The organism is Marinobacter sp. ANT_B65, from assembly GCF_002407605.1.
Lineage (GTDB): Bacteria > Pseudomonadota > Gammaproteobacteria > Pseudomonadales > Oleiphilaceae > Marinobacter.
This window is the reverse complement of sequence record NZ_NXGV01000001.1, coordinates 1,471,277-1,483,722: the sequence shown is the minus strand read 5'-3', so window position 1 is coordinate 1,483,722 and position 12,446 is coordinate 1,471,277. Positions and strand designations below refer to the sequence as shown.

Below are 12,446 nucleotides of genomic sequence, written 5' to 3'. Positions count from 1 at the left end.
CAACCCATTGAAAGTTCACTGTTATCTTAACCGGCCAGACAGGAAAGACACCCGTCTTATTCACGCTTTATTTGCACCAGTTTTGACGCTAAAGCGGGCCAACTCGGCTAGAATGCCGTTTTCTGACCTGAGTATCATCGTTTCAATCAACCGGAGCTAATTTGTCACTACCTGTTCTCTCTCCGCTTACACAGCAAGACTACGAACAACTGCTGGACCATGCAGCCAGTCAACCGGACTTCGCATATCTTGGCAGCGTGGGAGCCAGCGGTGGCCGCGGTTCATTCAGCGGATTTTCGGCGTGCGCAATTACTACAAAGTGTATTTCCCCGCGAGATAACAGCTTACAGAATACGGGTGGGCTATCGGACGAAATGGAACAGCTGATCCGGTACTATGAAGTTCCAAAGCAGGACACTCAATGCTATCTGGCAGGTGGATGGATAGGATTTCTGAGTTATGAGTTCGGTTACATCAAAGAAAAGCGCCTCTCAAGTCTTTGTCCGGCCCCGGCAACACCCCTGCTCTCTGCAGGCTTTTATCTGTGGACGGCCAGCCACCACCGCGAAACCGATACCTACCGCCTCTGGGTTCACCCTGAATGCCCGGAAGAAACCAGGCGCACCATCCAGCTCTGGCTCTCCAACAAGCCGCGGAGCAAAGCCGCAGACTGGAAAATGCTTTCACCCTTCAAGGCTCGCCAGCCAGCCGGAGAATTCATGGCCGGAGTTGAAGCCGTTCAGCGTTATATCAACGCGGGCGACTGCTATCAGGCCAACCTTTCCCAGGAATTTCAGGGTAGCTATACAGGTGATCCGTGGATCGCATTCAAGGCACTGTCTGAAGCCAACCCTACCCCATACGGGGCGTTTCTTAAAACCGGTTCCGGGGCGGTACTGTCTGTCTCTCCAGAGCGCTTTCTGGAAATCCGCGATCGCACTATAAAAACCAGTCCGATCAAAGGCACCCGACCCAGGGGAAGAACTCCTGACGAAGATGCCAGTTTCGCCGCTGAGCTGGAAGCATCTGAAAAAGACCGGGCTGAAAACCTGATGATTGTGGACTTGCTCCGCAATGACCTGAGCGTCCACGCAACGCCGGGATCCGTTTCCGTAGACCGGCTTTTCGCACTGGAGTCATACCGGAATGTGCACCACCTGGTCAGCCATATACGGGCCGGGCTCGCAGAAGGTGCGTTGCCCATGCAGGTGCTGTTTGATGCCTTCCCCGGCGGCTCGATAACCGGCGCGCCGAAAATAAGGGCGATGGAGATTATCCGCGAACTGGAGCCCCACTGGCGCGGACCCTATTGCGGCTCGGTGTTCCATAGGGGGCTTGATGGCACCCTGGACAGCAATATCGCCATTCGTACGATGCTGTGTGATAACTGGTTGCCTGACGGCGAATCCGGAAGAAGGCGTGCGGAAAACGAAGGGACTATCCGGTGCTGGGGGGGCGGAGGCATAATCGCAGACTCAGATCCGGCCAGCGAATATCAGGAAACACTTACGAAAGTGAAACCACTGATGAATTTTCTCGAGCAACTGAATCAGAACGGCTAATACCGCTCTGATTCAGCAAGCTTGTTTTCAGGCGCTGTGTACAGCACTCGCCTTCAGAAATTCCTGTTTCAGATCCTCAAATTCATGCACAGCCGGGAACTGGGGGAACTCCTCAATAACATTCTGAGGTGCATGGAACAGAATGCCTGCTTCGGCCTGTCCCAGCATGGTGGTGTCGTTGTATGAATCACCCGCCGCAATTACCCGGTAATTCAACAACTGGAACGCACGAACCGACTGGCGTTTGGGATCCCTCTGGCGCAGCAGATAGTTAGTGATCTGGCCATTTTCAGCAACTTCCAGCTTATGGCAAAGCAGCGCAGGATAGCCCAGTTTTTTCATCAGCGGCATTGCGAATTCGTAGAAGGTGTCAGAGAGAATCACCACCTGAAACCGCTCCCGCAGCCAGTCGAGAAACTCCCGGGCTCCTGGCAGAGGATCTAACTCTCCGATCACTTCCTGAATCTGCGGCAGGCCATATCCGTGTTGATCCAGCAGCTTTAGCCGCTGTTTCATCAGGACATCGTAATCAGGAATATCCCGGGTTGTCGCCTTGAGTTCATCAATACCGGTTTTCTCCGCAAATGCGATCCAGATTTCCGGGATCAATACGCCTTCAAGGTCAAGACATGCCAGTTCCACAGTGATCTCCTGATTCAATATTCCAAGTGAGAATTCTGATCGGGGGCAAGCCCTGCCCCCCTGCTACTAACGCGGTATCATAAGAAAAACCGGCAAAGAATGCATCGTACATTGCGCCAGAACAACAAGGTTTTTTCTCACATACAAGCATATTTGCATAACTATATAGATTGTCATTACTTCATGGAATTAGCAATTTAATGCTAATCTTCATGAAACCCCGCATCAGGTACTGATATTTTATGAGCAATATCCGTGAGCTACAGGACGAACTGGCTAATGAGAGCCCAAGATCGATTCTGAAAACCGCCTTCAAACGCTATGACAACATCGCTATTTCCTTTAGTGGAGCCGAAGACGTGGTGCTCATCGAGATGGCCCACAAGCTCACCGATAATCTCAAGGTATTCACCCTCGACACGGGGCGCCTGCACCCCGAAACCTACGAATTCATCGAGCGTGTTCGCAAACATTATGGAATCAGCATTGAGGTTCTGTTTCCAGACACTGTCGAAGTTCAGGATCTGGTAAACCGGAAGGGACTGTTCAGTTTTTACGAGGATGGCCACAGCGAATGCTGCGGTATCCGCAAGGTTAACCCGCTCAAGCGCAAACTGGCAGGAGTTGACGCCTGGATTACCGGCCAACGCAAGGATCAGAGCCCGGGTACCCGCAACGAAGTGCCCGTCATTCAGGAAGACGCCACCTTCTCCGGCCCGGGCAAGGCACTGATCAAGTTCAACCCGCTGGCGAACTGGACATCAAAAGAAGTATGGGACTACATCCGGATGTCGGAAGCCCCCTATAACGAACTTCACGAAAAAGGCTTTGTCAGTATCGGCTGCCAGCCCTGTACCCGCCCGGTCTTACCCGGTCAGCACGAACGCGAAGGTCGTTGGTGGTGGGAAGAAGCCACACAGAAAGAGTGTGGCCTGCATGCAGGAAACCTTATAACCCGCCAGTAAATAACTGGCGGGAATTCCCACTCATCAGTAGGTCGGCAACTCTACATCTTTGAACAAGGCTTCTATCTCACTGCGACTGCTCTGGTGAGCAACCGCCTGATCAATAGTTTCTTTCGTCAGGTGAGGTGCGAAACGCTGGATGAAATCATACATGTAACCACGCAGGAAGGTTCCCTTGCGGAAGCCCAGGCGCGTGACGCTCGGGCGGAACAGCTTTTTGGCATCCAGAGCCACAAGGTCCGGATCAGTTTTGGGATCAAAGGCCATACTCGCAATAATCCCGACACCCAGGCCAAGCCGCACATAGGTTTTGATAACGTCGGCATCCGCAGCAGTAAACACAACTTTAGGAGTTAAACCTTTAGTCTGGAATGCCTCATCAAGTTTTGAGCGCCCGGTAAAACCAAACACATAAGTCACCAGTGGATACTCAGCCAACTCTTCCAGTGTCAGCTCAGACAGCTGTGCAAGCGGGTGGTCCTTGGGCACAATGACAGTTCGGTTCCAGCGGTAGCAAGGCATCATGATCAGGTCGTTGAACAACTCCATGGCTTCAGTGGCAATGGCGAAATCAACGGCTCCGTTAGCAGCCATTTCAGAGATCTGCATTGGCGTGCCCTGGTGCATATGCAGAGACACATCCGGGTAGGACTCGATAAAGCCACTGATAATTGGCGGCAATGCATAGCGGGCCTGAGTATGGGTTGTTGCAATGCTCAGATCACCCTTACGCTGATTACTGAACTCCTGAGCAATTTTTTTGATGCCTTCAGCTCGGCGTAGAATCTCACCAGCCTCACGAACAATAATTTCGCCGCCAGGGGTGATACGAGTCAGATGTTTGCCACTACGGGCAAATATTTCCAGCCCCAGCTCATCTTCAAGAAGCCGAATCTGTTTGGAAATCCCCGGCTGAGAGGTAAAAAGACTCTGGGCTGTTGCCGACACATTGAGATCATGGTGAGCAACTTCCCAGATATAGCGTAACTGTTGTAGTTTCATTGACTCTGTCGCTCCCTGAGTTTCCGGCCTGTGGCGGACTGCATATAGATTTCTGTTTGCGCACAAAATTCAAGAATACGCATAAACCGGCAATTTTTCATTCTGTTTTAGTATAGAAGTGCGCTTTGCCTCAGTTTAGACCAAAATTTAATCTGCGCGCTTACCTCTCGATAATCCGCCGGAACGGAGGCAGCGAATCCAGCAGCAACTGACCATAACGCCTGGCAACAATGCGCCGGTCAAGAATTGTAACCCGGCCGGTATCTTCTTCAGTCCGCAGCAGTCGACCGACAGCCTGTACCAGCTTGATTGAGGCATCCGGAACCGTGATTTCCATAAACGGGTTACCCCCGCGCTGGGTTATCCACTCTGCCAGACCCGCTTCTATAGGGTTATCAGGAACCGAAAAAGGCAGCCGGGTAATCACCACATGGTGCAGATATTTACCGGGCAGATCGATACCTTCCGCGAAGCTGGCCACACCAAACAAGACACTGGGACGACCGTCATCAACCTGCTGCCTGTGCTGGCGTAAAACCTCACCCCGGGACATATCGTCCTGAGTAATAATCAAACCCGGGTACTCAGGCGCCAGCGCATCCCTGACCTGATGCATCTGGCGACGGGAAGTAAACAGCACAAGCGTAGCCGTTTCTCCGGCCCATACCGCAGGCAGACGCTTGATCAGTTCGTCCGCAAAACCATCATCGGTGGGCATGCAGTCCATCGCCGGCACTTCAACGGTCGCCATCTCGCCGTAGCGGAAGGAGCTGGGGACTACCAGCATGCGGCTCGCTTCCGGCAGCCCTGCTCTGGCCTGGAGCCGGTCAAAGCGGCCCAGGGCCGTTAATGTCGCACTGGTGAGAACAGCACCATAGGCTCTTGACCATAGCCTTGAATAAAGCAGATTGTCTGCCAGTACCGGAGAACTGAACAGGGTGATGTCTTCACCATGATCCCAGCGTTGGCGCACACTCCAGCGTGCCGGAGGCGGGCTTTTCCCGGGGCCGTCAAACTGCTCCGTCCAGGCTGTCCATAGTCGCAACTGGTCCTCAGAGCGGCTGTGAAATGCTCCGATAACCGGATACCAGGCTTCTGCCGTATCACGGTCTATCTCATGCTGTTTTCGCTCATCAAAAGCGCCTTGCAGTTCATCCGCCAGGTTGCCCAGATGCCGGACCAGGTTCGCTGTGGCAATCCGGCTTTCAGATGCCAGTTCGGCCAAGGCTTCGGGCAACTCACCTTCAGGATAGCGCCACTGCGCGGAGCGTCGCTCTTCATTAAACTCCCATCCGGTATTCTGTTCGGTTTCTTCGTAAACACGGGCCAAAACCAGATCTACATCCCGGGATGCAGTGCTTATACGATCAATGCTTTTGGCAGCCGGGGTAGCGGGCGCCAGATAGGGCTGCATTTTCGTGAGAGCCTGGGACAACTGCTTAAGCCATTGCCGGGTGGAGTTCAGCGGCACAGACGCAGCAAAATGGTTCAGCGCTTTGTCCGGCAGATGGTGGCCTTCGTCGAATATGAACAGTGCATTCTCCGGTTCCGGCAGAATCGCTCCGCCCCCCAGAGCAAGGTCCGCAAGCACGAGGTCATGGTTCGCCACCACGATGTCCACATCGTCAAGATCCTTGCGCGCATCAAAAAAGGCGCAGCTGTCGAAATAGCTGCAGTGGCGATTAGTACACTGACGGTGATCCGTTGTTACCTGCCGCCAAACATCATCAGGTATCTGCTCCGGCCAGTGATCCCTGTCTCCGTCCCACTTCCGGGAGCCGTAGCTTGCAAGCATTTCCTCAAAAAATGCCCGTGTGCCCGGCTCTTCCGTACCGGGGCCGTCCAGAAGGAACAAGGGCATGGTATCGCTGTCACCGTTACCCTCGTCATGCAACCGTGACTCCAGGCGGGACATACACAGGTAGCGACCACGGCCTTTGGCGAGCGTCCAGGTAAAGTCCAGCTTACTGTGCGCCTTCAGATCCGGCAGGTCCTTCTGAACGATCTGGTCTTGCAAGGCCACAGTTGCAGTGGAGATCACCAACGTTTTACCCAGGGCCTTGGCCACCGGAATGGCTGCGATGAGATAGGCCAGAGTCTTACCGGTACCCGTACCGGCTTCTACCACACAGACGGCTGCGGGAGAGGTTCGCTGGCCGTCATTCTCAGTGATATCTCCCATGTAGCGGGCGATTTCGGCGATCATCAGGCGCTGGCCATAACGGGCGCGGACACCTTTGCCTGATAATACATCCCGATAACTCTGCTGGATCTGCTGCTTGATATCGTCGTTCAATGGCATCAGCGCGGGCTCACCCAGTCACGGACAATGCCCACCCGAAATTTTCTGCCCTGCTTGCTGAGCACCACGCCGTCTTCAGTAACCTCTTCGACTGTAATGCCGGAAAAAGATTCACCCTGGCGCAGGTAATGCCCGTTAATCATCACCCGGCTGGAATAAGGGTCCGTAGCGTAAATATGGCTGTTAAACATCAGGTCCGGGATACTCTTTTGAAATGAAAGGGGCAGCTCCACCAGGTGCGGCACTCTTGCTCCAGCCCCTGCTCCAGGGGCATCCCGGCTATACAGCGGGGCTTGCCGTTTTTGCGGCAACGATGGAGTGATAATGGTTGGCCGTTCGCGGACAGGCTCTGCCAAGGGCTCACTGGCCCGCTCCGGCTGCGCCTGAGAAACGACCTCAACCGGGGGTTCGGAGGCAGCTGGAATCTGTGTGGGCGGCGGGGCAATGGTGGGAACCTGTTCCGGCGCTGTCTCCAGCGCACCCGGTTCGGTACCAGAATCACTTATCCGTTCCGGCCAGAACAAAACTGCCAGCACCACAGCATTTACCAGCAATGCCAATGCCACCCAAAGCACCGGAGAAATTCTTCGTTTTTTGGGCCGGTGAATCAGCTGTACCTGCTGGCCGAGATCCGGAACCTTCCCCTGACGACGTTCGGTCTCGGACTTTCTGAGGGCATCAAGAATGTAGGACATAATCTATCCCTGCTCTCCCTTTCCAGAAGTAACAAGCCTTGGAACATCTGCCTTGAGATCATTATTGATCTGGATAACCGTCATGGCACCCGCAATTCCGTCTACGGTGAGGCCCCGCAGTGACTGATACCAACGTACCTGCTCCTTAGCGGTCAGACGCTTGATTCTCGCATTGTCGGCAAGGGAGTCCCCATGGGCATCCGCCAACTCCATCATCCGCGCCCCGATCCACAGTTCCTCACCAGCAGCATCAACGGAATCTGTGTTTCCGGTCATATAATCAGGAAGCTTCCAAAGCAGGCGATATTCACCAAACCAGAAGGGCTCCAGGCTGGCAAAGGATATCTGAACCGGGCCGCCAGGCAGAGCTATTTCCGCAACGTCGCCATCAAGTCTGCGCAATACAACATAACCACGATTGCCAGCATCATCCTGAAGCAAGAGCGCGGCTGGCCTGTCCAGAAACGCCAGGCTCCGACGACTACCTTGCCGTTCAAGGCAGGCAAGTCCTGATGTTCGGGCAAAATCGCAGGCAACCGGGAACGCCTGGGGGCTGTATTCAAAACCCCAGATATTAAATAACTGACGGAAAGCCTCAGCCAGATTCAGTGTCTGTTCCGGAAAATGGAAAGGCGGCATTTTTGGACCAGGGTTCGCAACAACCTGATCCACCACAGGAGGCTGAACCGCACCGTCCCCCGATGCAGGCGCTTGACTCTCCGTGGGTTCCATAACTGCTTCAGGCTCCGCATCAGTGCCAGTCCACTGCTGGTATAACCAGAACGTACCGATAACCGCCAGTAAAAATGAGGCGGCGAGAACCAGATACCCCGGCGAATCCGGTTTAGCTCCGGATGACGCTGGCCCCAGGTTCCTGCCTCCGACTTCCCTTGCTGCATGCCGGATGTGAGCGGAACTCACTTCGTGTTCGCCTTCAGCGTAGGCACCCAGCAACGCACGATCACTAATCAGATTAATCAGCCGCGGTATCCCGTTACTCAGGCGGTAAAGCTTTCTGACTGCCGCCGGAGAAAAAACATCGCCCCGCATACCAGCTACACCAAGCCGATAGCCAAGATAGGCCGGCAATTCGTTACGACTGATAGCATCAAGGTGATAGCGTGCGGTTACCCGCTGATTCAGCTGGCGCAGCTTTGGAAGAGCAAGCATCTGCTGTAACTCTGGCTGGCCCAACAACACTATCTGCAGCAGCTTTTTTTCAGAGGTTTCAAGATTGGTTAGCAGGCGCAACTGTTCGAGAACATTCGCAGAGAGATTCTGTGCTTCATCAATCATCAGAACCTTGTGGCGTCCGGCGGCGTGGGCCTTCAGCAAGTCCTGGTTGATCAGATCCACCAGTTGTTTGATGCTGGCGCCCGCCGGATGAACAATCTCAAGTTCATCACAAATAGCAGACAGCAGTTCCCGGGCAGAAAGCCGGGGGTTCAGAATCAGCGCAATATCAACATGAGCCGGTGCGTTCTCAATGAAACACCGGCTTACAGTAGTCTTACCGGTACCGACTTCTCCGGTAATCACGATGAAACCACCCTGCCCCTGCACACCATACATCAGGTGTGCGAGCGCCTCTTTATGGCGTTCACTCAGGTATAGGTAGCGTGGATCAGGCGCGATAGAGAATGGAGGCTCTCTGAAGCCGAAGAATTCGTAATACATGGGCGTCCAGTCAAATGCTCAGGCGCCGGGCTGATCGGGCATTGTCCGGGCCGGGCTCTATAGCAGCGTATCATACCGCCCGCTTCGCAGGCCTGTCACCTCACGATGTCCCGGAATCAACACTGTTTATCAGCCGGAGATCAGCGGCGCTGCGGCGATTTTGTTGTTTGAGGCGGCGCACACAGCGCTCCAGTGTTTTGGAGATACGTGCGTGAGAACGAATCATCGAAATTTTTGGCCAGGTAGCGCGCTCGCCCGCCAGAATCATTTCCCGCACGAAAACAGGCTCAGGGTTGGCGAGCATTCGCCGGTAATCCCTGAAGCTATATGATGGCGCAATGGTGACATCTCCGGAATACCGCTGGGCCATGATGGTATATATCTGCCCAGAGATCTGCCGTAACAGCTCAGGCCTGACCCGTTTACGGAGATAATCGAACACCCCCTGCCCGTGAAACTGAATCTCTGATTTCAGCAGGTGCAGCGGGAGACTCCCCAGAGACAGCTTTTCATCGAGGCCACGGACATTCAGAAACGGCACCACGTGTGGGTTGGTCTGGCTGACAATGGTGAAATTGACATCATAAAGGTGCATGAGACGTTCAATAGGCAAATCACTCACAACCGAGCCATCCACAAATTTCAGCCGCGACATGTAGGGAAGCGCCTGACCGTGGATATCTTTTTTCATCAGGGTAACCGGAGGAAATATACCCGGCACAGCCGCACTGGCCAGCGCGGCACTCCACACCATAAGATAGGGAGAAGTATAACCAGACAGCAACCGGGCTTTCTGGTGCGCCTGAACCGGCGATACACTCATATTGATAGAGCGACCGGTGCGCAGATATGCCTCTTCAAACGTGTACTCACCGATATTGGCTCTGAGACAGTTACGAAGTTGCTCCTGATCCATCAACCCCTCACCCCGCATGGCACTTAGCAGACCACGCCACTTCCAGGCTTTGAGATCATGATTTTCCGGCACAAGCATTTCGGGGATTTCGGCGTCAGTATGAACACCCAGCATGCCAGCTATGATGGCGCCAATGCTTGAGCCGGTAACAACCTGAGGCAGCAGCCCCTTTTCCCAGAGAGCCTTTATAACCCCGAAGTGAAACATACCAAGGCTGGCACCCCCACTCAGCAGCAGTGTCGGCCGCCCGTAGCTGGTCAGGGTATCGCGGAAAAACTGAAGTTTTTCGGCAACAGGAAAGCCGGGTACCGGTTGATCACACAAATAGTCCAGAGCTTCACATACCTGGGCAATATATTCTTCGATCAGGTGCTTGGTGCCTACCCGGGAATGGGTATACAACGCAGGGTTACCCATATTGCCCAGATCGTGATGAAGCCCCTCACGCAATGCCCGTTTGAGGCGTTCCACATCGTTTTGCTGGCGGTACTGTTTGATATTGCTCAGACGGTCATAAAGCAGTTCATAGTTATAGTATTCAGAGGCGAAATCTTCTTTCCACTCGGCATTGCCTTCAAGAAAATCCAGTTCCAGTGCTGCAGCTTTCCAAACCTCATAGTTAGGTGCTTCAGCCAGCATCTTCCGGAACTTGTGTATCCTCGGATCTTTCAGCACCGTGTACCTCCCGCCCGGATCAGAAATCGTCGAGCATCAGATCGTCATTATTATCACTGGCGAAAGGATCCCGCGTCACCTTACCGTCGTTGATGAGAAACTCCCGACGCTGCAGGAATGCATTACGAACAAAGGTATAGGTATCACCGGAAATAAAGCCCTCTGCCGGAATCAGATCTGCCCGCTGATCTACAACCTGAAGCCCCCGGGCATAATAATTTTCAGGACTGTCTACGTTATCCCACAGCGAGGGAAATACGAAGCCATCAGCACCCCACCCACTCAGGTGCCGGGGGCTGGATGGCCCGAGGAAGGGTAGCATCAGGTAAGGTCCAGATCCGGCCCCCCAATACCCCAGAGTCTGCCCAAAATCTTCCGGTCTTTCCGGCAGATCAAACACTGTTGCAACATCAATCAGACCACCAAGACCGAACACCGTGTTGTAGGTGAACCGGCCAGCGGCCACAACTGCAGACTCACCCTTCAGCTGAAGAATACTGTTAGTAAAGTTCCGGATTTCTGAAAGGTTATTGAAAAAATTGGTAATGGCCCGGTCGGCAAAATCCGGCATGAAAGTGCGGTAGGTTCTGGCGACCGGTTTTAACGCCCAGCGGTCAATCGTGTCATTAAAGCTAAAAACCTTCCGGTTCCAGTTCTCATATGGATCCTGAGGGTTTATCGATACCACTGGAGTATCACGAAGAGACTCTTCCGTATTCTGGGCCATGACGGGCTTTGCTGACACCGAAACGGCCAACGCAACCACCATCGGCGTGGCGAAGAACCAGCCTCGGAGTGAGAAATTTGTCATGGTCAACTCTTGGGTTGTTGATTTTCCCTTTACGGCGGGGCCCTGAAGCACCGCCGTAAAATTATCAGCGACGGCGGACTACAACACTACCAATGGAGTAACCGGCGCCGAAGGAACATATCACACCGATGTCACCGGATTTCAGATCGTCTTTGTGCTTATGGAACGCAATGATGGAACCTGCAGAGCTGGTATTTGCATACTCATCAAGAATCACCGGAGCTTCATCTTCATTCGCATCCCGGCCAAGTACCCTGCGGGCGATAAGCTGGTTCATGTTCAGATTGGCCTGATGCAACCACATTCTGCGCAGGTCTTCCGGCGCGAGCGACAAACTCTGAAGATGCTTCTGTATGGTTTCAGCAACCAGCGGTGATACTTCCTTGAATACTTTACGACCCTGCTGGATAAACAGTTTATCGGGCGCACCAATACCAGCTTCGTCCGCACGATTCAGGAAACCAAAATTATTCCGGATGTTATTTGAAAAGCTCGTTGTCAAATGGGTGCCAAGAATCTCAAACCCTTGCCCTGGCTGAGTATCTTCCTCGCGCTGCACAAGAATGGCTGTGCAGGCGTCACCAAAAATAAAGTGACTATCGCGATCACGGAAATTCAGGTGGCCTGAACAGATTTCCGGGCTGACAACCAGAACTGCACGAGCCGCCCCGTTCTCGACAGAGTTCACAGCTGCCTGCAAACCAAAAGTGGCAGAACTGCAGGCCACGTTCATGTCGTAAGCAAAACCATCAATACCCAGAGCTGACTGAACTTCGATCGAGACAGCCGGATAAGGTCTCTGCATGTTGGAACATGCCACGATCACCGAATCTACATCACTGGCTTTACTGCCTGCCTGCGCCAGTGCTTCGTTACAAGCCGCTACGGCCATATCACACTGGACCGAAGGCTCATCATTGCTGCGTTCAGGGATATACGGTGCCATGCGCTTCGGATCAACAATGCCCGACTTGTCGATAACATGCCGGCGCTTGATGCCCGAGGCCTTTTCTATAAACGCCGAAGAGGACGGATGAAGGGCGGTAATTTCGCCACGTTCAATTGCGTCCGCATGATCGGAGTTGTAAATCTCAACAAACTGATTAAAAGCTTCAACCAGCTCATCGTTATCAATGGTCGCCGGCGGTGTATACAGGCCGGTTCCGCTAATGACGGCTTTAATCACGCTAACCCCACGT

The 12,446-nt window shown here is 53.5% G+C and carries 10 protein-coding genes; 2 read left to right on the top strand and 8 right to left on the bottom strand.

Annotation, left to right across the window (positions count from 1 at the left end; genetic code table 11):
* Positions 1–161 precede the first annotated feature (161 nt).
* A complete protein-coding gene (gene pabB, locus CPA50_RS06940; RefSeq protein ID WP_096781685.1) occupies positions 162–1,562 on the top strand; it encodes an aminodeoxychorismate synthase component I in 1,401 nt (466 codons plus the stop codon).
* Positions 1,563–1,589: 27 nt separating this feature from the next.
* Here the strand turns inward: pabB and thrH are convergent, their stop codons facing one another.
* Entirely contained in the window at positions 1,590–2,204 is a 615-nt protein-coding gene (gene thrH / locus CPA50_RS06935) for a bifunctional phosphoserine phosphatase/homoserine phosphotransferase ThrH (RefSeq protein WP_096781684.1), read from the bottom strand.
* A 242-nt stretch (positions 2,205–2,446) separates the two neighbouring features.
* Here thrH and CPA50_RS06930 point away from each other — a divergent pair, with 242 nt between their 5' ends.
* A complete protein-coding gene (locus CPA50_RS06930; protein ID WP_096781683.1) occupies positions 2,447–3,169 on the top strand; it encodes a phosphoadenylyl-sulfate reductase in 723 nt (240 codons plus the stop codon).
* A 24-nt stretch (positions 3,170–3,193) separates the two neighbouring features.
* On the opposite strand, the gene cysB is transcribed toward CPA50_RS06930, so the two are convergent.
* The 7 genes from cysB to CPA50_RS06895 form a co-directional block, all read right to left on the bottom strand.
* The gene (cysB, locus tag CPA50_RS06925) at positions 3,194–4,171 is read right to left on the bottom strand and encodes an HTH-type transcriptional regulator CysB (protein WP_096781682.1); all 978 of its coding nucleotides are present in this window, start codon (positions 4,169–4,171) and stop codon (positions 3,194–3,196) included.
* 160 nt (positions 4,172–4,331) lie between these two features.
* Positions 4,332–6,473: an ATP-dependent DNA helicase DinG gene (gene dinG / locus CPA50_RS06920; protein WP_096781681.1), complete on the bottom strand. Its 2,142-nt coding sequence runs from the start codon at positions 6,471–6,473 to the stop codon at positions 4,332–4,334.
* The gene (locus CPA50_RS06915; RefSeq protein ID WP_096781680.1) at positions 6,473–7,168 is read right to left on the bottom strand and encodes a general secretion pathway protein GspB; all 696 of its coding nucleotides are present in this window, start codon (positions 7,166–7,168) and stop codon (positions 6,473–6,475) included. The genes dinG and CPA50_RS06915 overlap by 1 nt, the downstream gene beginning before the upstream one ends.
* Before the next feature lie 3 nt (positions 7,169–7,171).
* Positions 7,172–8,845 carry an ExeA family protein gene (locus CPA50_RS06910; RefSeq protein ID WP_096781679.1) on the bottom strand — a complete coding sequence of 558 codons (1,674 nt, stop codon included), beginning with the start codon at positions 8,843–8,845 and terminating at the stop codon, positions 7,172–7,174.
* 100 nt (positions 8,846–8,945) lie between these two features.
* Positions 8,946–10,436 carry a DUF3336 domain-containing protein gene (locus tag CPA50_RS06905; protein ID WP_096781678.1) on the bottom strand — a complete coding sequence of 497 codons (1,491 nt, stop codon included), beginning with the start codon at positions 10,434–10,436 and terminating at the stop codon, positions 8,946–8,948.
* A 19-nt stretch (positions 10,437–10,455) separates the two neighbouring features.
* Positions 10,456–11,163 carry a VacJ family lipoprotein gene (locus tag CPA50_RS06900; protein ID WP_264753991.1) on the bottom strand — a complete coding sequence of 236 codons (708 nt, stop codon included), beginning with the start codon at positions 11,161–11,163 and terminating at the stop codon, positions 10,456–10,458.
* A gap of 148 nt (positions 11,164–11,311) precedes the next feature.
* Positions 11,312–12,433, bottom strand: coding sequence for a beta-ketoacyl-ACP synthase III (locus tag CPA50_RS06895; RefSeq protein WP_096781677.1), 1,122 nt, complete (start codon positions 12,431–12,433; stop codon positions 11,312–11,314).
* Positions 12,434–12,446 lie beyond the last annotated feature (13 nt).